Genomic DNA, 22,706 nt, shown 5'->3' on the forward strand with positions numbered 1-22,706 from the left:
GTTTGACGTCAGCGGACCCAAGGCCGCTTGGATGTTGTTGCCACGGACACTGTGGCTAGACAGAACGGGATACTGCGAAGTCCGAACTACTTGGACGAAGGACTCGACAGGGGCTTCAGCGACACCGCACGGAACGCGACACCGTTACGCCCGTTGGTCGCCCACGGGATGGCCTCAAGCTGCTCGACAGCAACGAGCTGCCCCACCGTCACGTTCGGCTTCTCTCCAGCCGTAGTGATGGCGATGACCTCGCCGCCAGTCTCGTCGAGCACGATGACCTGGGTGGACCACATAAGCCGGCCCGTCCCCTTCTCGGAGCGCTGGTTGCCCTGCTGGTCGTTCTTCGTCTCGGTGGGCTTCGACACCGTGACCTGCTTACCGGTCGTGTCCACGTACAGCTTCACGAGGATTACCTCCCTGTTTGAGCGCGTCCCCAGTGGACGACTGCTCCGTGCGAGTTCGTTGCTCGCACCTCAAGGAGACTCTGGGAAAGGTGACGTCCAAATGGCCTTGCCGGGACGCTTAGGACGTTTATAGTGATACAAACGTCCCTCGTGGATCGGAGCTGCAATGGCGAATGAACGACTACGAGATGCTCTAGGACGAGCACGCGTGACCCCTGCCGAGCTGGCGGTATACACAGAGAGCGACGTCAAAACCGTGAGCCGATGGCTCGGGGGACGAGTGCCACATCCCAGAACACGTTTCAAGATCGCAAAGCGTTTGAGAGAAGACGAAGACTTTCTGTGGCCAGGAGCCACCAGAGCATCGTCTGAGGCGACGAACACTCCCGACATGGTGCAGCTCTACAACAATCGTGGAGCGATCCCGCCAACTCTTTGGGATCGCCTTCTTGATTCAGCGAGTGCTGAGATAGGCATCCTGGTCTACGTGGGGATGTTCCTCACCGAGAAACCAAACCTTCTCGCGCGCCTTCGCTCCAAAGCGGGCAGTGGAGTTCGCGTCCGGATTCTTCTTGGCAACCGCGATTCTGCGACTGTCAAACAGCGCAGCGAGGACGAAGGTATTGGCCGAGAAACTATCTCTGCGAAGATCGATCAGGCCGACGCCTTCTTCCGACCCCTGCAAGAAACCAAAAACATCGAGATCCGGCATCACGAAACAGTGCTCTACAACAGCCTCTACCGCTTTGATGACGAAATGATCGCGAACCCTCATATCTTCGGCAAAACGGCGCCGATGGCCCCGGCGCTTCATGTACGCCGGACTGCGACGTACGGGCTGTTTGACGCGTACGCGGAGAGCTTCGACGCTGTATGGAGCGCTCCAACCACGCGAGGCGCACAATAAGGATCATGCCGAAGACTGACTACCTGAACGACCCGAGTGCACCAGCGGCAAACTCGCTCGTCGTAGCCGTGGCTGTCGTCGTGCGTGACGATCGGGGACGCGTTCTCTTGATTCGGCGCTCAGACAACGGGTTGTGGGCACTGCCGGGTGGCGCCCAGGACCTCGGTGAGACGGTTACAGGAGCCGCGACGCGCGAGGTGATGGAGGAGACCGGGCTTGACATCAAAGTCGTCGGGATCTCTGGTATCTACTCGGATCCGAGGCATGTCATCGCATACGACGATGGTGAAGTGCGCCAGGAGTTCTCGATCTGCCTACGCGGCCAACCAGTCGCCGGGTCTCTTCGCCCCAGTAGCGAGTCAACCGAGGTTCAGTGGGTGGGGGTGGCTGAACTAGGGTCGCTGCCGATGCATCCCTCGATGAAGTTGAGGGTGCAGCACGGCCTAGAGGATGGCGACCCTTACATCGATTGATGGGCGCCGCGGGTCCGGAGTCTCTCGTATGTCCGACCAATGGCGGCGCCGAGATCCGGAGTGGCTTCCTCGATAAACGTCGTCACGAGATCATCAGGACCGTACCGGGCCTTGATCTCGGCAACCCTGTCGACGAACTCCGTGGGCGTTCCATCGGGTGTCGTTGTGAGGTCACACGCCCACAGCGCATCTCGGACAGGCCCTTCCTCGTCGAGGAAGGGCGCGAGCTCCTCATTGATGCCTCGCAGTCGAGCCTCCCTGATCGCACACGAGTGATGCGCAACGAGGTGCACAAGCCGTCTCGGAGCATCAACCGACTGAAGGAAGTAGGCGCCATCTAACGGATGAAAGCCGGTACGGGCTAGGTCTGGCGCATACCCAACATCGTGCAGCACGGCTGCAGCCTCAAGAAGCTCGGCATCATCACCGACCGCACCCGCGAATGTTCTCGCTTTCAGGGCCACGCCCTGAACGTGTGCCCACCGTCGAGGGAGAGGCACGGCGAGAGTTTGTTCCGAGATTTCGTAGGCCCAGGTGACCAGCGACATGCAAAAGACAGTAGCCGCTGACGTGCAAACAGCACTGCCCCCAGCCGGGCGGCTGCCAGATGCTGTTCAAACTTTCTGTACGTCTTCAAGGCGGCCCGGACCGGGCCGCTCACGCCGCCGACCAGGGCGCGCGCCCCATGCCGCCGCTGTCGCTTGGCCCGGGACACGCAGGCAGCCCGTCGGCTGGCGTGCAAGGCGGAGGAGTCGGGCCTGCCGAAGCACGACAGGGCCGGAAGTCCGGGTGTGGGATTTGGCCGGCAGCCGACTGGCACGGCCTGGGCGACGCGACCCAGCAGCTCACGCCAGGCCGCACGGCGAGGTCACGGCCGTCGGACGCCGGGGTGGGCGGCGCGAGTGTGCCGTGCCGCTCCTCCAAGCTCAAGGGCGCTGCGCGTCGCAGGCGACGGCCCTACGGGCCGCCCTTGACCTGGGAGCCTCTGCGACCCTCGGGCAGGAGTCGTGGGCAGGCCGATGGCCTGCCCTCACAGGGTGCGCGCCGCCAACCCCAACGCCCGACTCAAGAGGTGCAGCCGATAAGCAGCCGTCAAGCCTGGATTGACAACGAAATGCAATCTGTCGGTGGGCTAATCCGCCCAGAGGTATAGAGCCGAGGGGCTACTTTTACTCTGTTGGCTCTGGGGCGCGGATGTCCAAAACCAATGGCGGAAGGCCCATTCGCCCCGTAATGGTCTGCACAATTTCTCGCATATAAGGATGCGCAATATCGACTGCTCCGTAGGTACCAAAGGAGCGAAGCTCGTCTTCGGCGGGACTCCAACCATCCCTCAATCTAAAAAGCAGACTATAAATGATGTCCGCCTCAAGCACTTGCCGACCATCTCGGTCAGTAACACCAAGCTTATATCTTGCGTCGTAGGTTACAAATTCGCCAAGGCGAGAGATGTCAACAAGCACCGACGCTGCTAGGTCCAACGGCTTTCGCGGAGAGGGCAGCATCAGATTCGCCGCTACGTTCTTTAAGCGAAGATCGATTAATTTGAAATTATTGCTAATTGCATTACTGGTCGCGCGGTCCCCGTCCACAGCCTGCTGAGCTTTCATCGGATGTTAAGCCGTTGAGTTACGCCGGTAATTGAAACATCGCTTGCCTGAGATTTCCCATAGGGGTGCGCCCATCTCACTTGTCCCGCTATTTCATCCTCAGATAAACCATTTAGGTCCTGCGGATCGTGCAACCAGTCCCAAGAACCCATGCCACTGTCGTGCACTTCAAGGGTGATATTTGACTGATTAGTAGTGGCGTCAGTGTGCCGCCAAGAGCTGTAATGGATCATTGAACGGGCAACTGCCGAATCAGGGTCATCAAGCTCTTCAACGATTTCCACGTTAATGGAACAATCCATTGCACGCGCATATCGCTGCAGTGTAGAAAGGCGCGGATCCGTTAGACCTTTCTCCATGTCTGAAACAGCGGACTGCTGAGTACCCATGAGGGAAGCAACCTGCTTCTGCGTCAATCTAAGGCTTTGACGTATAGAAGTCAGCGCTTGAATTACCCTTAGTCTGATGCCGTGGTCTTCGGCAGCATTTCTGAGGATACGTTCCTGCTCACGCTGCGACTGATCCGTTCCTCGGGCTACATGAGCAGCAGTGCTGTGCCATGTACTTAGGCCGTAGGCGTCCATCTCGCAGCCCCCTCCTTCAAGCGACTCATCACCGCATTAGTCGCACAGCCGCCGACACGTCCTCAGCTGCGCCGGCACGCAGCTAGATCCTTCTCTGCGTTGAGACGAATCGGTTAGAACCGATCATCGCACCTAACTTGCCACCCGGGTAGAGGTTTTGCAAGATCGTTAGCTTGTACCCAAACGGACGAACATCAAGTCAGGGGCGCCCGCCTGGGCGGTTCGAGGGCCGGCTCACCGACCACCAGAACTCCTGGTGGGAGCTTGCGCCGTCGGTTAGTGAAGGCGTGTAAGGCAACGAGATGCCCGTCTCGCCAGCGCTTGTCGTCAAAGAGAAGCCGATGAAACTTCCCATCCAGCGGAACAGTGAGCACGTGCGTGTCTTCGAGCACCCGTTCCACTTGAGGGAGTACGCATCCATCCTTCCAACATGCCTCCATCGTTGCCATTAGGGCGCCTTGCGCGGCAACAGACCAAAGCTCTATATCGGACAAGACGGCAAAGTTACCCTCAAAGTTCCTTGCGAAGTGCCAGCCAGCAAGGGATAGCCACAAGCCTTCGGCCAGCGCCACTGCCGCCTTCTTCCTTCGAGGGAACTTTGGGTAGGCAGATTCTCACAATCAGTTATAGTCGTCAAAGTCACAGCCGTCGGAAGCTGCACCATCATCCGGGCAACGGCTGGGCCGACCCCCGGGGAACGAATCCAATGAAGGATTCACCCCAAGGATCGGCCCAGTGTTGACACCAACCTCACTAGAAGATCTTTGAGACCTCCTCCGCGAACCGGACAAGCGCTCCAACGAAGCTTGTCGATGCAATGAGGAGACCTGTTACCCGTCCGATCGTGACGATGATCTTCGGGGGTTTCTTGTAGTCGTCCTGGTTTTCCTGAACTATGGTGTGCTCACCATCGGTCTTCGCGTGGCTGCATGGTTCATGAGCAGGGCGGCCGGCCGCATACCGGGCGCCCTGCTTCTTTTCGTCAGACCCAGGACCCTCTTCGCCGGGCTCCAGATCCTCCCCTTCCGAGCCGATAGCGCTCGTGTTGGCGTCGCCCGCACAGGGCTGTCTTGGGACCTGTTCACGCGCCCGGGGATCTTCCGTCCCTTCTGGGCGATCATCTATGGCCACTTGGGCTCCTCATCTGCTACGGCCGGTCCTGCAAATCGGTTCGGACCGATTAGCCGTCGATGGGAGATGCTACACCGCGTGAGCCCGGTGTCCGGTTCGAACGCGAGCGGCGTGGCGTGTCACCTGCATCACCTCAATCCGCTATGACCTTTATGCGCGGTAAACGAGTTAATTAAGACATAAACTTGCCTACTCGGTCACTACTTTTGGCACGGATGCCTCTTGACTAGATGATCATCCGGTTGGGATCACAGACGCCAACCTTCACGCCTAGAGGATACGAAGAGTAGTGACCCCCGTCTAGAGGTTCGTGCACCGCCGTGCATATGCACTTGCATCCGCACTCGCGCGCCGTGTTTGGCTACGTGTGATTGTGTTTCCATATGGATAATATTTCATCTGATACCAGGTAATTAAGAACATTTCAGCCGAGCTTCCGGAGCACGCTCGTTGCGAAATTGTTGGTCTCAAAACAGCCTGGCCAGCTCGACAGCCATCCCGCATCCCCGTTTGATCAGCCTGAACCTCGAATCAGTACGTCCGCCTGGCTCTACTCCACCAACTTGCGTCTTGATCCGGATGCCTGACGCACATGATGAGCTGATCAAGCATCATGCGCTGCTGCAAACAACTCTCCCTCCTCTCCACGGCCTATGCGCGCTAGACACCGCGATGCAGAGGAGGTGCAACGACTAGAGGTTCTCGCCGAGCTGAGACGGCCGTTGTGCAGCTCAACAGCACGGTTGCGCCTAGATGCTGCCTCATTTTCGAACCGAGTGCTGGACCGAGAAGCCTGGCGTGGCTCCGTTGACGTCCCCGCTCAGGCGCACGAGCGCCTCTACGTGTCGGAGCCGCTCCATTCCAAGCGTGTGGGCACTAGAGGGCCAACGCCGGGGCATCAACCCTTGTTAAGGTCGGCTCCAGTCAAACGGCGAGGACAGGTACAGCGTGGCGAAGAACGCGATCGAAGCACGTAGGCTCATCGGCAAGGTGGTTCTGTTCCTGGCCTTGTGCTGGGTGGTCGTCTTGGTCGCGGGTCTGGCTGGCGCTGCGCGGGGTGCATCGTTCGAGCCGCTGAACATCGCCTTGGCGGTCATCCCGGGGTGCGCCTTCGTTCCAGCGGCCTACTACGCAATCCAGCTGCACACAACGGATGATGCTCAGCGGATCTCGAACTTGTGGCGCAAGGCGCTTGTGTACGGGATCGCCGGCCTGGTGCTGCTGGTCGGCGCGGCGTACGCGCTTTAGACAGCGGGGGAAAACTATGACGTTCAAGGTGGAGCCGACTGCTCTCAGCACCTACGCGGCGGAACTTGTGAACCTCTACTCAGAGGTAGAGATGGCCGAGAACTATATCAAGGTTCACGGTGACTTCAGCTTCCACCAGGCAGGGGTCATCGGGAAGCTCTCGGGCCAACACGCTGGTCTCATGCAGCAACTACAAGAGCTGCACGACAAGCTGGAAGTCGTCCTCTGGAGATCGAACGAGGCGCTGCGGGCAGTTGCCGACTCCTACCAGGATTCTGACCAGCAGAGTGCCGCACGCGTCGACGCAAGTTATCCCACCGCGCCGAGACCGACACCGAACCGGGACTGACCGACCAGCAACGGGGATTCCTCATGAGCCAACCCAGCCAGTATCTCGTTGACCCGGCCGAGCCTGATGACAGCATCACCAACGGGTTCGTCAACCCGTTCGACATGTTCAACTACCTGAGCCCGTCGGCGTGGGTGAACGACGTGATCGAGAAGACCACGGGAATCGACATCTTCGGCTACGCGACGGACACCCTGACCGGTGAGTGGGGCGAGCTCTACAAGTTCGGAGACGCGCTCGACGCCCTCGCCCGATTCACGCAGCAACTCGGCATGGACATCCAGTCCGGTGTGATCAAGATGGACCGACAGTGGGACGGCAACGCTTCGGACGCCGCCTACAACTACTTCACCGATTTGGCCGCAGCAACCAGCGGGAAACAGCTCGCGCTGCACCAGGCAGCCGAGGGCTACCGCGAGGCCGCCAAGGGCGCCTGGCAGCTGTCCAACCAGTTGGGGAATCTCCTGCAAGCGATCGCTGACAAGGCGATTCTGATCGGTATCTCCGCGGCCGCCGGCACGGCCACGGCAGAGACCGGAGTAGGAGCAGTAGCCGGATACGGCGTCGCCGCGTGGCAGGCCATCGAGCTACTCGAACTGGTCAACAAAGCATCAGCGATCATCAACACGGCCGGAACCGTCATCATGGCTGCGTTCGGTGGTGGCATGGCCGTCGGCGGTCAGGGCGGCGACCTGTCGGCCTTCCCGTTGCCAACGGCACCCTACGCACGCCCAGGAGCCTGACGTGGCCGACCCTCAGCCGATCGACGAAGACCTACTCAGGATCGCCGGAAATCCCAAGGCGGCTGAAGCCGTCAAGAACAGCTTGCGTCAACTGGGCAAGGGCACCGCGGGCAAAGACCTGGCCGAGATGGCCGAGGAGCTACTTGCAGGACGGACCACCCTGCGAGAGATCGGCCAGAGCGAGGCGTACGCGACACACCTCAACACGGCGATGGCCAAATTCCAGCAGTGGCAGAACGCACTGACCCCAGAAGAGCGCAACGAACTGGAGCAGCGGACCCGAGAGGAGCTTGGACCTTTCGTCACAGGCGAGTGACTAACTGAGTGACAACCGGGTGCCACGCTCTCGGACGACCATGGACGACCGGGGACTAGCTTCGCAGGTCAGAGTCTTATTGATCTGTGGCCAAAGGGTCTTGATCTTTCCCTGACACGGAAGAGGTCACTGGTTCGATCCCAGTATCGCCCACCAGCAACACCGCAGGTCAACGGCTCGCTATCGGGAAACCGGTAACGAGCCGTTCGCGTTCCGCCCTTACTTTGGGGGCAGACCGGAATGTAACCGGAATCACTAAGCTCTGCGGCTATTTCGTGGAGGATTTCTCATGAAACGTACACCTGAGCCATTGAATGCTGACGTGTCGGCGCAGATGAAGCGGATGCCGCGCGAACGAACAGGACCGGAGATGCTTCTTCGGCGTGAATTGCATCGGCGCGGAATGCGTTTCCGCGCAAATTACAAAGAGCTCCCGGGCCGTCCGGACATCGCTTTCAGCCGGGCTAAGATTGCGGTTTTCGTCGATGGCTGTTTCTGGCATATGTGCCCACTTCACACCACCATGCCCAAGAACAATGCGCAGTGGTGGTCCGCGAAACTAACAAGAAACGTCGAACGTGACCGGGAAAAAGATGAACTGCTTCGCATGCGGGGATGGCAGGTTTTCCACGCCTGGGAACACGAAGAGACCACCGAGGTTGCCGACAGGCTCCAGGAACTGTGGCTGTCACTGCGAAATTCGCATTCGTCTCCGTCCGCCGTGCCGCCTCGGTGATCAGGTGAGCACTGTGGCATCCTGGTCCTCACCGATGACGTGATGGAGGATCCTGTGTCTGGAAAGGCGTGGTACGACGTGTCGCCGTCAGCGGCACGGTTGACGGGCTCGCTGCGGGACATCGGCTACGACTTCCCTACAGCTGTGGCCGACGTGGTGGACAACAGTGTCGGTGCCGGGGCGACGCGCGTGGAGATCCTCATCGAATTCGACGGTACCGAATCAAGGGTGTACATCGCCGATGACGGACATGGTATGTCCCCGGCCGGGTTGCTCGAGGCTCTGCGCTTCGGGACGCGTCGCGGTTATGGGCGCGGCGAACTTGGCCGTTATGGTCTCGGTCTCAAGACCGCATCATTGTCGCAATGCCGACTGCTGACGGTGGTCAGCCGTAGCTCGAAATCCGCGGTCCGTACATGTGCCAGAGCTCTGGATCTCGACCTCATCGAGGAATGGGACCAGTGGGTGATCGTCGATCCGGCGAATACCGACCCCGCCGCCGCAAGGGCTCGGCAGTGGTTGGCCGAAGGAACGGGTACAGTCGTAATCTGGCAGCTGCTGGACAGGGTGCTGCCGGAAAAACGGCCCGAAGGAGGATGGGCACGTCGACGGCTGGACTCCTTGGCCGCGCGCACAGCCGAGCACCTAGGAATGGTCTTCCACCGCTTCATCGAGGGCGCTGCCGGGCGGCCGCAGCTGGTCCTCACCGTCAACGGACAGAAGGTCGAGGCGTGGGACCCGTTCGCCCGTCAGGAACCGGCGACGAAGGAACTCCCGATGCAGCGGTTCGAGATCGAATCACCGGGCTCTGTCGGCAAGGTCGAGCTTCATCGGTTCGTTCTCCCCGCCCGTGACCGGTTCACCGATCCGGAAGGGTTCGACCGCCTGTCTGGGCCGCTGAACTGGAATCGGCAGCAGGGCCTCTACGTCTACCGGGCCAACCGACTGGTGCAGTGGGGCGGCTGGGGCGGCATCCGGGGAATCGATGAGCACACCAAACTGGCCCGCGCCGCCGTCGAGTTCGACACTGACCTCGACGCGGCCTTCAACATCAACGTCGCAAAGATGCGGGTGACGTTGCCGCCTCAGTTGCGTCAGCTGATCGAACCAGCAGTCAACGAGCTGTGTGTCATGGCGGACGATAGTTATCGCAAAACATCACGCACGAGCAGATTGGTCCCTACCAACCTTGGCGCGCCCGCTGAGGTGCGGGCCGCTTCGCAGGCCGCGGCTACCGCCGGTCTTGCCTTACGAATGGCCGCAATGGAGGCTGACCAGTGGAGCGCCTGGGAACGGATCGAGGCCGTGCTGAGAGAGCAGTCACCGGAGGTCGTTCACCTACTGGGACTCAACGGAATCTAGCCAGGACGTCAGCCAGAGAAAAGGTCCGGATGGACATCGGCCTCGGCGCAGTTCTTGACGAGAGGGCAGTGCTGACACAGCGGTTCCTTCACCCGGCAGAGCGTATTGGCGAGATCGATTAGCCCGAGGTGAGCGCTACGGGCGTCCGTGTCGATGCCGATCATGCGGGCAATCTCGAGCCGTCCGTCGGTGAGGCGGTTACGGCTGTTCACATGATTGCCGCTGAACCGGGCGGCGACGCGTAGGACACCCTTGGTCACCAGGACCGGCTCCTCCGAATCATCGTCGCCTTCTCCTGCCGGGACGACAAGAATGGCCAGGTCAGCGACCGACTCGTTGAGACCGTTGACGCTGCGCAGCGCGTCGTCATCGCGCAGCAGGGCAGGGTTGTCAGCTAGTGTGCGAGCGAGCTGCGCGATGACATCAGCGCGGGACTCGCGGGCGATGAAGCCTCCCGTACGTCGCAGATTTTCCTCCTGCCGGAGGGTGTCCTGAGGTTGATGCCAGTTCTGCAGCGCCCGCCAGATATGGCGGGTGACCTCCGGAGCGGTGCGGTCCAGCAGGATCTCGCCCTGGATGACCTGCCAGCGCGTTTGAGCCCGCAGCCACGGGATTCCGCTGAAATGGTTGCCATCGAACCAGGTGGCGAGGGAAGCCGCGATCTCCTGGGTGGTGACGGACACAGGCACTCCCGCCTGCAACGAGGTGGAAACGGCTCGTGCGAGGTGCTCACCGAGAACTGGGGGGACAGCGTTACCGATCTGCTTGAATGCGGCCGACGGCGGTCCAGCGAAACGGAAGTCGTCGGGGAATGTCTGCAGGCGGGCCGCCTCGCGTACGGTGATGGTGCGGTGCTGTTCCGGGTGGATGTACCAGTACCCGTCCTTGGCGATGTGCGCCGTGATGGTACGTGAACGCCCGTCCTTGTCGAGACGCTTGTACTTGTCGTCGAAGATGTCGTCGCGGTAGCGCTTCATCTCCGCCGGCAGGTCGGAATAGCGGGTGCTGGCGTCCATGAGCTGGAACGCCTTCAGATCGTCCTCACGTACCGGCCGGGTGATGTGGTCGAAGACCTTGGCCGAGTCGCGGTGGGCGACGTTGCGGCGCATCCGCTGCTGGAAGTCCGTTTTCGGGCCGTCGTAGTCGGCCCAGCCCTCGGAACCTCCCGTCGGTCGCCAGCCGCCCTCGACCTCGGGCAGGTCACTGATGGCGTTCCAGACCGTCGGCCTTTCGGGTGACTCGGCGGGCCACTGGAACGCGGTGCCGTCGCGCAGGGCCACGAGGATGAGCCGCTGGCGGAACTGGGGCACGCCGTACCGCCAGGTGTCGACGGCGCGTTCCTCGACGGAGTAGCCCATTGACTCCAGTTCGTGGACCATGGTGCGCAGGATAAACATCTCTTTGTCGAGTGCCATGTCCGGCACGTTCTCCATGACCACCGCGGGCGGGCGGGCAAGGCGGATAACCTCGAGATATGAACGCCACAGGTCACGTCGCTCGTCGTAGGGGTCACGCAGACCATGACGGACCTTGTGCCGGATCATGGACCGGCCTGCCTTGGAGAACGGCTGGCACGGTGGGCCACCGGCGAGCAGCTCCACGCCGGCTTCCTTGATCAGCCCGGCGACCTGCCGGATCCGGTCCGGGTCGCCCAGGTCCCAGTCGACACTTAGGCCAGCATGGTGATGCCGGTGGGTCTCGACCGCCTCAGGATAGTGGTCGACGGCCAGCACGACCCGGTAGCCGGCCTCCTCCAGACCCAGACTGAGTCCGCCTGCACCGCTGAACAGGTCAGCCGCGAGCTTCTCGCCGCGTGCACGGGCAGTCCGGGCGTACTCGAGCATCTCATCCGGTTCATCGCTGGCGTCAGGATGCTTGGGGAGTTGCACGAAGGGGCCGCGGATGAGCTTCACGCCGTACGCTCCCCGCCGGGCTGACGGATCCCGCGCTGGCGGGGCGGTCTCAATGTCAGCGGCAGTCACGGCAACGAACGTTACCGGTAGTAGACCGGTGTACCCAAGCACCACTTGAGTCACAAACCGATGGTGTCACTGAAGGTAAGGAAGGACTGCAGTGATGGGAGGGTTAGGTACTACTGCGTGTGATGGGATGCGAGAGGTCAGGTTAGAAGCCAGGTCGAACGTCACATGAATCAGACCCTTACCCAGGGGGTCGGAGCGATAACGGAGAGCAGGGCCCCGCTTGATGTGGTGGAGTGAAGCCTGCCCGTTCACCCCACCGAGGGCGCAGGCGCACCTGCGCTTGAGCCGTGTCGCAAGCCGTCCGTACCCGGGAAGAGGCATCCGTCTTCAGTTCCCTTCGCGGTACGCGCCGCGAGGGTTGTGTCCATGCCTCAGGGCAAGAAGATGCCCAGACAGCATTCCACTCACCTAGCCGGAAATAACTGAGCGTCAGTGAGCGACGTGGTGTCGATGTGAATGAGTCCTCCCCTGTCAGGTGTCGGCGTAACCTGCTATCCGGATTCGGCCAGCCGGACGGCTTGAATCTGTCACCCTGGGGCCTGCAGAGTTTAAATAGGCGTCGCGAACCTATACTCTTCGTGATCCCAGTCTCCCGTCTTCGTGAGCTATCGATGCCGTCTGTCTCCTGCCCTTTGCCGTCTGTCTCGTGGATCGCGGCTAGTGCTGTGCCTCGCGTCAGATGGAGGGCGCCCTGTGGATTTTGATATCGCCAATCCCGACCCGGCGGGGACGATCTCGTCGTTGCGGTCCTTCGGCTACAGCGTCGAGGCGGCTGTTGCCGACCTAGTCGATAACAGCATCGCCGCCGCTGCACAGAAGGTGGACGTTGCTTTCACCTGGGATGGGGCATCGTCATGGGTGGCGGTCATCGATGACGGCCGCGGGATGGACTCAGCGGGTCTGGTAACCGCGATGACCGTTGCTGCTCGTGGAACGACCGTGGAGCGGGACGCGACAGACCTTGGACGCTTCGGCATGGGGTTGAAGACCGCGTCGTTTTCCCAGGCGGCACGGCTGACGGTTGCCACCACGCCATCCGGGGGGAATGAGAGCGTCCGGACCTGGGATCTTTCGGTCGTCGCTCAGACGGGACAGTGGAGGCTTCTGCACGGGTGTGACCCGGCGAGCACAGAGGTGCTTGCCGCATTAAGAGCACCGGGCACTGCGGGGACCGTCGTGTTGTGGCGTCAGCTACACCGCTTCGCATCGGCGCCCCCCGACAGTGACGACGCAGCAGCACAGAAGCAGTTCTACAGCGAGGTCACCCGGGTCGAGGCGCATCTGGGCATGGTCTTCGGTCGGCTTCTGGGCCGCCGTGGTGGCCTGTCGTTGCTCGTCAACGGTGTCCCGGTGAGGCCCTGGGATCCTTTCCTGACAGCGAACTCCTCGGTACAGCGACTGCCGACCGAGCACATACCTGTCGGTGCCCATGCCGTACGGATCGAGCCCTTCATCCTGCCGCATCCGCGGCGGCTCGACCCAGCCGAGGCCGACCTGGCAGCCGGCCCGGCCGGATGGCTCGATCATCAGGGCTTCTACGTGTACCGCCGGAACCGACTGATCCTGGCGGGTGACTGGCTCGGCATCCGGGGGTTCCGTCGTGATGAGCGGTACAACCTGGCTCGGATTGCGGTAGACGTGCCTGCCGAGGCTGACGCGGACTGGGCGGTGGATGTCCGCAAGTCCTCCGCAGTACCGCCGATCGGTGTACGACGCCACCTGCAGCGGATCGGTTCCGCCGCCAGAACGCGGGCAGTGGAGGTGCTGCGCCACCGTGGGCGCATTGCCGCACGCTCGCACGGCGCGGAGTTCATCTACACGTGGCTGGTCAGCCGCCACGAGGGTCGGATCAGGTGCAGGATCAACAGGGAACATCCACTCGTCCGCGAAGTTCTGCGCGGCACGGGCGATACCACCGCAGCGGCAAAGGCACTGATCAGGTTGTTGGAAGAGACCGTTCCGGTGGAGACCCTACGGGTGATGCACGAAAGCGACACCGCTGATGACCCCGAACCTTTTCTGACCTCATCCAGCGACGAGGTAGCCGCCGTGGCAGACCGGATCTTCGCCGCTTTCGTCTCGCAGGGCCATACACCGGGCGAGGCGCGTCGGAGAATGACTCTCATGCCTCCCTTCGACCAGATCGACGGCTTCTGGCGCTCAGGCAACTGAGCCCACCACACCCCATTCCGGAGGACCCGTGTCCACAGCACCGAACCCTGGTACGGACGAACCGATCGAGCAGGCGCTCCGGTTGGTGCTCGCGATGCTGGCCCAGGACCGCCCACCAACGGCCTCGGAGATCGACGAGAGCGTCGGTATGGTCTGGATGATGCAGCACTCGCGTGGGGTGACCGTCGACCGCGACGTGCTGCTCAAGGAGATCGAGTCCAAGGTGGCGATCTGGCAGGACGACTCGGTGGGACTTGTGGACAACCGGGACCACGTCGAATGGCTCGCGGAAGCACGCCTCGAGCGCTCCTGGGATTTCTGGGAACGGTACCGCCGCTATCTGGAGGACGTACAGGTCCTGCCGCCGCGCGTCGTACGACGCCTGGACCAGAGCACAGACCGGATTCTCAGCAGGATCGAGGATCCCCACCGGCCCGGCCGCTGGCGCCGGACGGGACTCGTAGCCGGCCAGGTGCAGTCGGGCAAGACTGGCAACTACATCGGTCTGGTATGCAAGGCCGCGGATGCCGGCTACAAACTGATCGTGGTGCTCGCCGGCATCCACAACAGTCTGCGCAGCCAGACCCAGCTGCGTGTCGACGAGGGCCTTCTCGGCTTCGACACCCAGTATCAGCTGCGTTCCGATGAGACCACCACGAACTCTTCACGCATTGGTGTCGGGATCATCCCTGGCGCCAAACGGCTCAAGGTCGCCTCGCTGACCAACAGCTCGGAAAAGGGCGACTTCAACCGTGGCGTAGCGAAGAACATGGCGTTGCCCATCGGTGACTACCCCGTCGTGCTGGTGGTGAAGAAACACAAGAGCGTCCTCGAGTACATCCGTAAGTGGATGGTCGAGGTCGAGGGTCACGCCACGGCCGGCTCCGAGAACAAGGTCGTCCACGACATCCCACTGCTGATCATCGACGACGAGGCCGACCACGCCTCGGTCGACACCAGTAAGGACGACGACGGGGAAACGGATCCGACAGCGATCAACGCAGCCATCCGCCGGCTCCTCAATAGCTTCGACCGCGCCGCATACGTCGGATACACCGCGACGCCGTTCGCGAACATCTACATCGACGATGACGCGGACCACGCGGCCCTGGGCGCCGACCTGTTCCCCGAGAGCTTCATCGAGAGCCTGGCAGCGCCCTCCAACTACTTCGGCCCCGAGCGTCTCTTCGGCCTCACCGGAATCGGACCTGACGCCGAACAGGTCGATCCACTGCCGATCTACTCCCCCATCACCGACCAGGCCACCTGGATGCCCCAGGGACACAAGAAGGACTGGATTCCACCGGAGCCGCTACCCCCGTCGCTGCAGAAGGCGCTCAACTCGTTCGTCCTCAGCTGCGCTGCCCGGCGGGCGCGTGGACAGGGACAAGATCACAGTTCGATGCTGATCCACGTCACGCACTACGTCGACGTCCAAGGCAGAGTCCGCGAACAGGTCGACGACTACATCGGCCTGCTGGGCAGCCGCCTGCGTGACACCCACGGCGCGCAGGCTGACGAAGCGCTCCGGGAACTCGAGGAACTGTGGAAGGAAGATTTCGTCCCGACCAGTGCCCATTTCAGCACCGATGAAGCGCCTGTAGTCGCCTGGAAGAGCGTGGTCGCCGAGCTGGCCCCTGCCCTGCAGAAGATGGTGGTACGGGCCATCAACGGCAGCTCCCGCGATGCCCTCGAATACTACGACCATCGAAAGACCGGGCTGTCGGTCATCGCAGTCGGCGGCAACCGGCTGTCACGGGGCCTGACACTGGAGGGTCTCAGCGTCAGTTACTACCTGCGCGCCTCAGCGGCGTACGACACGCTGCTGCAGATGGGGCGGTGGTTCGGGTACCGGCGCGGCTACGAGGACCTGTGTCGGCTCTTCACCACGAGATCGCTCTACCACGCCTACCAGGAGATCACCGCGGCGGACGATGAACTGCGGCACGACTTTGAGGAGATGGCAGCCCTCGGTGAGACCCCCACAACGTTCGGGTTGAAGGTCCGAGCATCCTCGGCAGGGCTCATGGTGACCGCAGCAAACAAGCGACGGCGCGGCAAGACCATCAAACTCAGCTACTCGGCGGATATTCCCGAGACGACCAGTTTCAGTCTCGATCCGGAACCCGTCGCCATGAACTTCGCCAACCTTGTCCAGTTTGTGGACCGCCTCGGGGACAACACCGGGCAGCAAGAAGGCGAACTGGACAGCGTCGTCTGGGACAACGTCTCCCCCCACGACGTCATCGAAGGATTCTTCGATGGATACCGGCCCGACGGCCGCTCCTACAGGGTCAGGCCGACGTTCATCGCCGACTATATCCGCAAGTGCACCGCAGACGACGAGCTGCAGTCCTGGACCGTACGCCTCGTCTCGAACCCGGGCAGTCCTGAGCGGCAGAAGATCGGGGCCTGGGAGACAGGGCTCGTGCAGCGTGCGCCTCTGGTCAGGCGGGCGGCCGGCAAAAGGGAACCCGTCCAGAAAGGTGAATTTATCGACCACTACATGATTCGCAGGGTCCTCAGCCCGCCTGACGAAAGTCGCGACCTAACCGAAGATCAAAAGGAACGGGCGCTCGTAGGCACCCGTACGGCGGCACGGGAAAGGGCGGAGCGTACAGGCAAGCTCGCCAAGTACAAGGAACCGACGGTGCCCACAGGCCGGCCGCTTCGTAAGGTACGGGGCGTGGATCAGCCGCTGCTGCTGCTCTATCCGCTCATCCACCCTGAAGCATCCAGGTGCCCGGACCGTTCCCCCATCGTCGGATTCGCCGTGAGCTTCCCCGAATCGACACGGCCCAGGGAAACCGAGTACATCGTCAACAACATCTGGCGTGAACTCGAGATCGACGACCTGGACGACGACGAATGAGGATAAGCGAGGACGACTGGGCGGAGCTGGAGGCAGGAGACCTCGACCACGGGGTGGTAACGAAGCGGCTCCTACCGCGTTCCGGGCAGGACCTCTACCTTGCTGTCCAACGCCCCACCAATCAACGGATGCTCCTACTGAGGATACCGGCCTCCGTCGCCGAGGCGTTCGTCCGCCAGCACGGGGAACTACCCCAGACCCAGGGCATACAGCTGGCCTTTACGCCAATGGTCAGTGGTCACCGGAACCTGCAGATGGCGCTGACAACCCCCGAGCGGGCCGAGGTGTTCAACCCCCTCATCGCCGATGTCGCCGACGCTGCCGGCGCAGCCACAGACCCCGCCGCCGCACTCAATGCCGGCATCCAACGCTTCGAACGCTGGCGGCACCTCCTGCAGTCGATCGCCGAAACCGGCCTGTCGGCAGAAGCCCGTCGGGGGCTGTTCGGGGAACTGGTCGTGCTGCGCGACCACCTACTACCGCAACTCCCGGACACCCAGGCGGTCCTGTCCTGGACCGGACCGCATAAGGCAAATCAGGACTTCCAGCTGCCGGCGATCGCGATCGAGGTGAAAACCGGTAGCGGGATGCAACCGGGATCCCTGGTCATCGCCAACGAACGGCAACTCGATGCCACCGGAATGGGAAGGCTGGTCCTCATCTACCTCGCTGTGGACGAACGGCGTGGGGGCACCGGAGAGTCCTTGAACACCATGGTGGACTCGCTGAGGAGCTCACTGTCCCCCGGCCCCTGCTCGGCGTTCGACGACCTGCTGGTCAGAGTGGGCATCCTGACGGCGGATCGGGCACTGTACGAGGAACCCCGCTACACGGTACGCACCACGTCTTTCTGGCACGTCACAGGTGACTTCCCACGGATCGTCGAGACCGATCTGCGACTGGGAGTCAGCCAGTGCCGGTACCGCATCAGCACAGCAGGACTGGATCAGTACGTGATGGCAGCTGAAAACCTGCCCGGCATGCTCAAGGGGCATCAGTGACACTTCCGGACAGTCGTACCTATGCGCAGGACGTGGTCGCCGACGTGCTCGCGACCGCAGAAGCCGAGAACGCCTCGGCGCCGGAGGTGTTCACCCGCCGCGTGCTGGAGGAGCTCGAGCAGGCAGGGGCAGTTGAGAACACCTTCGCCGCATACCACAGCGGACGCGGTCTGCAGGTCAACGGCTACGGCAGCAATGAGTCGCTCGGTACCTTGGACCTCTTCATCACCGTGTTCAGTCTTCAGCCGTCGGAGGAGCGGTTGGCCCGACCACGGGTGGAGACAATGTTCAGACACCTCGCCGCCTTCGTGCGCCGGTCACGCGACGGGCTCGCGGCCGACATCGACGAGTCCTCCGACGTCCATGACATGTGCACGGCGGTCCAGAAGTCTCTGGCGGAGGCTCCCCGCATCCGACTGTTTCTGCTGACGAACATGATCAGCGCGGTGACCGCCCTACCCGCCGGAGACCTTGACGGGCTGGTGATGACCTATGAGCTGTGGGACCTCACCCGGTTGGAAAGGTTGGCGAGCTCCGGCACTCTCAGCGAGCCTATTGCCATCGACTTCGATCCCCCGTTGGCGTGCCTGGCGACGCCGGAGACGGACCGTGACTTTGCGGTGTTCCTCGCGATCATCCCGGGCCAGGACCTTGCCAATCTGTACGGCACCCACGGCACGCGTCTGTTGGAGCTCAACGTCCGTTCCTTCCTGCAGACCAAGGGCGGGGTCAACCGCGGTATCCGAAACACGTTGCTGACCGAACCTGACAGGTTCCTGGCCTACAACAACGGCATCACCGCCACCGCATCACGGGTCGACTTCACCGACGACGGGCGCGCTGTGAAACGGATACACGACCTTCAGATCGTCAACGGTGGGCAGACCACGGCTTCCATCCACTACGCGCACAGCCGCGACAAAGCCGACCTCAGTCGGGTGTCGGTACAGATGAAGCTCACTGTCGTCTCACCGGAGCGCCTGAGTGAGATCGTGCCGGAGATCTCCAAGTACTCCAATACGCAGAACAAGGTCACCGTCGTCGACTTCAGTTCCAACCACCCCTTCCATGTCGCCCTTGAACAGGTGACCCGGTCGCTATGGGCACCGGCGGCTGACGGGAGCGGGCAGGAGACCCGGTGGTTCTACGAACGGGCCCGCGGGCAGTACACCGATGCCCTCGCCCGGGAACGGACGCCGGCCAACCAGCGCAAGTTCAAGGCACTGCATCCACTGGCGCAGAAGTTCAGCAAGTCCGACGCGGCGAAGTACCTGCACTCCTGGAGTGGGCTGCCCCACCTTGTCAGCCGTGGCGCAGAGAAGAATTTCCGTGAGCTGATGATGCGTATGGGCGACGAAGTGCCCGTCGTGGACCCCAGCTACTGCCGACGTCTCATCGCGAAGGCCATCCTGTTCAAGGAGGCGGACAAGGTTGTCGCCTCCCGCGAATTCGGCGGCTACAAAATCAACATCACGGCGTACACAGTGTCGCGGCTGGTAGAGACCGTCGGCCGGCGCATCGATCTCGACCGTATCTGGCGGGATCAACGACTCACGCCCGCGTTAGCACATGCCATCAGCGAGCTCAGCGTTCCAATCCATGACGTCATCGTCAATCCACTGCACGGCACCCACGTCGGCGAGTGGACCAAGCGGCCGGACTGCTGGGAGGCCGCCCTCGCGTTCAACTGGAGGGTCCCCCCAGCTCTCGTTTCCGAGCTCACCGAGGATCCGATCGAGGACCGGGCCGGCCCGACCGGTGACGACGCAGCCGGCGGTGACGTCGCGAGGGTCATGGCCACACCTGCCCCTCACTGGTTCGCCGTCGCCCGATGGGCAAAAGAAACCCAGAATCTCCAGCCGTGGCAGCGGCAACTGTCCGACACCATCGGCCGGTACATCAACAACGGCTGGACCGTGACCGAAAAACAGGCCACCCAGGCACTGCGGCTCATGGCGGAGTCGGAGCGACTCGGCTTCCGTGTCTAAGCCACGCCCCTCGACGCCGGACCATGCACCGAATTCAAGGAGGTAACGGTGGGATCCGCACTCACAGATCTACCCCCAGAGGCCTACCACGACGACCCGTGGGTGCAGGTTCTACCATGGCTGACGCACTATTCAGCCGGAACTCTGCGGGAACTGACCGATCTGTCGCCGGCGCCTGACTGGTGGCTCACGGAGTCGCCCGCTGTGACCACCATGGTCGTCGACCACTTCGATCTGTGCACCGCCCTCGCCAGAGTCTTCATCGCCCGCCACTCCGAATCCCCGCTCGGTAGCAGTTTACCGACGATTCCTGCGCAACTGCCGGTTTCTGCGCTGTCGGCGGGCAGCCGTGTACGTACTACATTTCAGCGTCTCGACGCTCATACGGTCCGTGACCTGGGCGAAGTCACGGTCAAGAACATGTTCGACACCCGTGGCACCGGACCGGGCACCGTCGAAGAGGCCGTGACCGCGCTGATCGCAGCCGCCATCACCCTGCCAGCAGGGGGCGGGCTGAACGACCGCGACGATGAGGGCTCGCGGCCGGGGACAACTATCCCAGGCCAGCCGGCATCGCATGCCCAGCTCCTGGAGGATCTTGGCCGGGTGGCCAACTGGCAACACATCCGCAAGCTGTCGGACCGTCCCCTCTTCGCCGTCGGCGTCGAGGCCATGGCGCCCGAGGAGATCCAGGAAGCCGTCCAGCGGATCAATTCCCTGACCGCAACCGACATCGCTCCCGTCTCCCCGCTTGCAGATCCGGTCGAGGAACTCGTCGCCCTGGTAGCCCGCCTCGACAGCCATCAAAGGACGCTACTTCGCAGGAGGTTTCTCGCAACCGCGCCGAGTGACCACGCCGACATCGCCGCCCTGCTCGCCATCCCGGTCGACAACGTGCGGCACATCGAAGTGCAGCTCCATGGGCTCCTGGCCCGCACGTTCCACTTCGGCACGGCGACAGGCAATCTACTCGCCAGCATCCGTACCGAGATCCAACCCGTGGCCGCCCTCGCCCGACTCGTCCGACTACACCCCGACCTGGCCGCGCAGGTTCCGGAACTCGACGTTCCTCTGTGGCACGTCCTCGACAGGCTTGATGACTACTTCGAGGTCACGGACGGCTGGGCCGCCGCACCGCACACCGATGCGGCCCGGGATCACACCCGGACCTGGTTAGAGGACTCCGCGGATCCCTACGGTGCCGCGGCGATCGATGAACTCGCGGCCACCAGCACCATGCCGCGACAGGAACTCGTGGCCTGGCTCGAATGGTGTGGGTACCCGATCAGCCACGGACACGTACTCACCCGAACCGCGACCCTCGGTGATCACACAGCGGGCATCCTCGCTGTCGCAGGCTCACCACTCACCACCGAAGCCATCATCCAGCAGATCGACTCAGCCCTGGACCGTCAAGCGCTACAGGACACACTCGACTCCGACGACCGGATCCAAGAGACCGCTCCCTCCACGTGGACTCTCAGAGCCCCTGATGTGCCGCCGGACGCTGACGTGCGCAAACTGATTGCCATTCGCGTAGACGCCTCCGGAGGAGGTGTCGACCTCCACGACCTCATCGGCTCCATCTCGAACGAGCTGGACGTCACCGCCTCGACCATCCTTGAAGCGGTCGCGCCCGCAGGGTTCGACATCGTAGAAGGGCGAGTGCAACCACGGGAAAACGCGCAAGCCCGGAAGAGCCCGGCCGAGACCCGGCGGCTGTTTCAACATGCGGCCGGCTGGCGGCTACGCACCACTCTCACGAGGGATCATCTACGAGGCTCCGGCTTCCCGGTCCCCATCGCCGTATCCGCGATCGTGGGATGTCTGGAGGGCTCTACGGTCGAATTGGAGTCCCGGCTCGGAACCCAGCCGATCCGTTGGAGTGGACCCCAACCGACCAGCGGCAGCATCAAGCGGTTCCTCGATGATCTCGGCTTGGTTGAAGGTCAGATGGTGTTCCTTGACTTCCGTCACGATGGTCGTTTCGACGTGACGGCCGCGCCCCACGTGGACAAGAAGGCGGCCCCCCTGGCCAGCGCGCTGGCACTGATCGGCGTCTCTGCGGTTGACAGCGACGATGAGGCCATCGCAGCGCTCGCGGCCGCGGCGGGATTACCCACGGACGCCAAGCCGAGGCAGGTGCTCAGTGCGTACCACCAACGAGGCGACGAGGACATTGCTCTGGAACTCGAATCGCTATGGACACGCCCATCAAGGACTTCCCCGTTACGCCTGACCTCCGTCCTGTCAGAAGGTGCGGAACAACCGTTGCAGGCCGTGACGCCGGACCTGCCTTCAACGGCAACGGACGAGACCGATACTCGCGTGGAGAGCGTCGATCACCATGCCCCGGATGGGCTCCCGGTGCCGGACGGCTACCGCAGCGTCGGCTGGATCCGCGTGTCGGAGGCTCAAGCTGCCGTAGATGCATATCGGCTTCGCCGAGACACCCCGGTACTGACGCACAATGTCATCGTAGGGTGGGCACGCTACTATCCCAATAAATCAGCCTCGGTAAATACATTTGACGCGGCTGTCCACCTTGCACGCATGACTGACCATCACGAAAGCATAGTCTGCCGGATCACCGAGTATGAGGCCGCAGCAGTGATCAACGCGGCAACGCGCGGCCGAACAGTGATGATCAGTCCTCCCGGCAAAAACTGGTCCGGCCGCGTGGAGTACTACCCTCGAAACAGTTCCGCCGCTCTACGATTGGACAGCACCACACGCTTGCTACGTATACACAACAACGAGCAGACAGAAGGTGCTGACGGCGAACTGCAACATCGAAACGAAACCGGGGATTGAATATCACCTGCCAC

General features: G+C 62.3%; 19 protein-coding genes. 13 read left to right on the forward strand and 6 right to left on the reverse strand.

Annotated elements, in window-relative coordinates:
* Positions 1-86: 86 nt before the first annotated feature.
* A complete protein-coding gene (locus Ahu01nite_RS25925; RefSeq protein WP_203839231.1) occupies positions 87-404 on the reverse strand; it encodes a hypothetical protein in 318 nt (105 codons plus the stop codon).
* Between the two features lie 391 nt (positions 405-795).
* Here Ahu01nite_RS25925 and Ahu01nite_RS25930 point away from each other — a divergent pair, with 391 nt between their 5' ends.
* Together Ahu01nite_RS25930 and Ahu01nite_RS25935 are read left to right on the forward strand one after the other, a co-directional pair.
* Complete coding sequence (locus tag Ahu01nite_RS25930) at positions 796-1,311, forward strand: DUF5919 domain-containing protein (RefSeq protein WP_203839232.1); 516 nt, start codon at positions 796-798, stop codon at positions 1,309-1,311.
* 5 nt (positions 1,312-1,316) lie between these two features.
* Positions 1,317-1,784 carry an NUDIX hydrolase gene (locus tag Ahu01nite_RS25935; RefSeq protein ID WP_203839233.1) on the forward strand — a complete coding sequence of 156 codons (468 nt, stop codon included), beginning with the start codon at positions 1,317-1,319 and terminating at the stop codon, positions 1,782-1,784.
* On the opposite strand, the gene Ahu01nite_RS25940 is transcribed toward Ahu01nite_RS25935, so the two are convergent.
* The 4 genes from Ahu01nite_RS25940 to Ahu01nite_RS25955 form a co-directional block, all read right to left on the reverse strand.
* Positions 1,772-2,332, reverse strand: coding sequence for an HD domain-containing protein (locus Ahu01nite_RS25940; RefSeq protein WP_203839234.1), 561 nt, complete (start codon positions 2,330-2,332; stop codon positions 1,772-1,774). The genes Ahu01nite_RS25935 and Ahu01nite_RS25940 overlap by 13 nt on opposite strands.
* Before the next feature lie 621 nt (positions 2,333-2,953).
* Complete coding sequence (locus Ahu01nite_RS25945; protein WP_203839235.1) at positions 2,954-3,394, reverse strand: protein-export chaperone SecB; 441 nt, start codon at positions 3,392-3,394, stop codon at positions 2,954-2,956.
* Positions 3,391-3,978 carry a helix-turn-helix domain-containing protein gene (locus Ahu01nite_RS25950; RefSeq protein ID WP_203839236.1) on the reverse strand — a complete coding sequence of 196 codons (588 nt, stop codon included), beginning with the start codon at positions 3,976-3,978 and terminating at the stop codon, positions 3,391-3,393. Before Ahu01nite_RS25950 ends, Ahu01nite_RS25945 begins: the two co-directional genes overlap by 4 nt.
* 753 nt (positions 3,979-4,731) lie before the next feature.
* Entirely contained in the window at positions 4,732-5,109 is a 378-nt protein-coding gene (locus tag Ahu01nite_RS25955) for a hypothetical protein (RefSeq protein ID WP_203839237.1), read from the reverse strand.
* A 948-nt stretch (positions 5,110-6,057) separates the two neighbouring features.
* Between Ahu01nite_RS25955 and Ahu01nite_RS25960 the strand changes: the two genes are divergently transcribed.
* The 6 genes from Ahu01nite_RS25960 (at position 6,058) to Ahu01nite_RS25985 (ending at position 9,863) form a co-directional block, all read left to right on the forward strand.
* On the forward strand, positions 6,058-6,357 hold the full coding sequence (locus Ahu01nite_RS25960; RefSeq protein WP_203839238.1) for a hypothetical protein: 300 nt from the start codon (positions 6,058-6,060) through the stop codon (positions 6,355-6,357).
* 16 nt (positions 6,358-6,373) lie between these two features.
* Entirely contained in the window at positions 6,374-6,706 is a 333-nt protein-coding gene (locus tag Ahu01nite_RS25965) for a hypothetical protein (RefSeq protein ID WP_203839239.1), read from the forward strand.
* Between the two features lie 23 nt (positions 6,707-6,729).
* Complete coding sequence (locus Ahu01nite_RS25970) at positions 6,730-7,449, forward strand: hypothetical protein (RefSeq protein ID WP_203839240.1); 720 nt, start codon at positions 6,730-6,732, stop codon at positions 7,447-7,449.
* Position 7,450: 1 nt separating this feature from the next.
* A complete protein-coding gene (locus Ahu01nite_RS25975) occupies positions 7,451-7,765 on the forward strand; it encodes a hypothetical protein (protein WP_203839241.1) in 315 nt (104 codons plus the stop codon).
* 289 nt (positions 7,766-8,054) lie between these two features.
* Positions 8,055-8,501: a very short patch repair endonuclease gene (locus Ahu01nite_RS25980; RefSeq protein ID WP_203839242.1), complete on the forward strand. Its 447-nt coding sequence runs from the start codon at positions 8,055-8,057 to the stop codon at positions 8,499-8,501.
* A 54-nt stretch (positions 8,502-8,555) separates the two neighbouring features.
* Positions 8,556-9,863 carry an ATP-binding protein gene (locus tag Ahu01nite_RS25985; protein ID WP_203839243.1) on the forward strand — a complete coding sequence of 436 codons (1,308 nt, stop codon included), beginning with the start codon at positions 8,556-8,558 and terminating at the stop codon, positions 9,861-9,863.
* 8 nt (positions 9,864-9,871) lie between these two features.
* Here the strand turns inward: Ahu01nite_RS25985 and Ahu01nite_RS25990 are convergent, their stop codons facing one another.
* Positions 9,872-11,845: a DNA cytosine methyltransferase gene (locus Ahu01nite_RS25990; RefSeq protein WP_239159136.1), complete on the reverse strand. Its 1,974-nt coding sequence runs from the start codon at positions 11,843-11,845 to the stop codon at positions 9,872-9,874.
* A 693-nt stretch (positions 11,846-12,538) separates the two neighbouring features.
* Between Ahu01nite_RS25990 and Ahu01nite_RS25995 the strand changes: the two genes are divergently transcribed.
* The 5 genes from Ahu01nite_RS25995 (at position 12,539) to Ahu01nite_RS26015 (ending at position 22,692) form a co-directional block, all read left to right on the forward strand.
* Entirely contained in the window at positions 12,539-14,017 is a 1,479-nt protein-coding gene (locus Ahu01nite_RS25995) for an ATP-binding protein (protein WP_203839244.1), read from the forward strand.
* Positions 14,018-14,111: 94 nt separating this feature from the next.
* Positions 14,112-16,889 (forward strand): Z1 domain-containing protein, encoded by a 2,778-nt coding sequence (locus Ahu01nite_RS26000; protein WP_203839245.1) that lies wholly within the window; start codon positions 14,112-14,114, stop codon positions 16,887-16,889.
* On the forward strand, positions 16,886-17,890 hold the full coding sequence (locus Ahu01nite_RS26005; protein ID WP_203839246.1) for a PD-(D/E)XK motif protein: 1,005 nt from the start codon (positions 16,886-16,888) through the stop codon (positions 17,888-17,890). Before Ahu01nite_RS26000 ends, Ahu01nite_RS26005 begins: the two co-directional genes overlap by 4 nt.
* Positions 17,887-19,878, forward strand: coding sequence for an AIPR family protein (locus Ahu01nite_RS26010; protein ID WP_203839247.1), 1,992 nt, complete (start codon positions 17,887-17,889; stop codon positions 19,876-19,878). The genes Ahu01nite_RS26005 and Ahu01nite_RS26010 overlap by 4 nt, the downstream gene beginning before the upstream one ends.
* A gap of 204 nt (positions 19,879-20,082) precedes the next feature.
* On the forward strand, positions 20,083-22,692 hold the full coding sequence (locus Ahu01nite_RS26015; RefSeq protein WP_203839248.1) for an RNA-binding protein: 2,610 nt from the start codon (positions 20,083-20,085) through the stop codon (positions 22,690-22,692).
* The last annotated feature ends 14 nt before the right edge of the window (positions 22,693-22,706 follow it).

This window comes from Winogradskya humida (genome assembly GCF_016862215.1).
Classification (GTDB): domain Bacteria; phylum Actinomycetota; class Actinomycetes; order Mycobacteriales; family Micromonosporaceae; genus Actinoplanes; species Actinoplanes humidus.

Excerpts from the sequence above, each read along its gene's own strand:
- Ahu01nite_RS25930 (WP_203839232.1), top strand. The coding sequence starts at position 796 with ATGGTGCAGCTCTACAACAATCGTGGAGCGATCCCGCCAACTCTTTGG.
- Ahu01nite_RS25935 (WP_203839233.1), top strand. The coding sequence starts at position 1,317 with ATGCCGAAGACTGACTACCTGAACGACCCGAGTGCACCAGCGGCAAAC.
- Ahu01nite_RS25940 (WP_203839234.1), bottom strand. The coding sequence starts at position 2,332 with ATGTCGCTGGTCACCTGGGCCTACGAAATCTCGGAACAAACTCTCGCC.
- Ahu01nite_RS25945 (WP_203839235.1), bottom strand. The coding sequence starts at position 3,394 with ATGAAAGCTCAGCAGGCTGTGGACGGGGACCGCGCGACCAGTAATGCA.
- Ahu01nite_RS25950 (WP_203839236.1), bottom strand. The coding sequence starts at position 3,978 with ATGGACGCCTACGGCCTAAGTACATGGCACAGCACTGCTGCTCATGTA.
- Ahu01nite_RS25965 (WP_203839239.1), top strand. The coding sequence starts at position 6,374 with ATGACGTTCAAGGTGGAGCCGACTGCTCTCAGCACCTACGCGGCGGAA.
- Ahu01nite_RS25970 (WP_203839240.1), top strand. The coding sequence starts at position 6,730 with ATGAGCCAACCCAGCCAGTATCTCGTTGACCCGGCCGAGCCTGATGAC.
- Ahu01nite_RS25980 (WP_203839242.1), top strand. The coding sequence starts at position 8,055 with ATGAAACGTACACCTGAGCCATTGAATGCTGACGTGTCGGCGCAGATG.
- Ahu01nite_RS26000 (WP_203839245.1), top strand. The coding sequence starts at position 14,112 with ATGCTGGCCCAGGACCGCCCACCAACGGCCTCGGAGATCGACGAGAGC.
- Ahu01nite_RS26005 (WP_203839246.1), top strand. The coding sequence starts at position 16,886 with ATGAGGATAAGCGAGGACGACTGGGCGGAGCTGGAGGCAGGAGACCTC.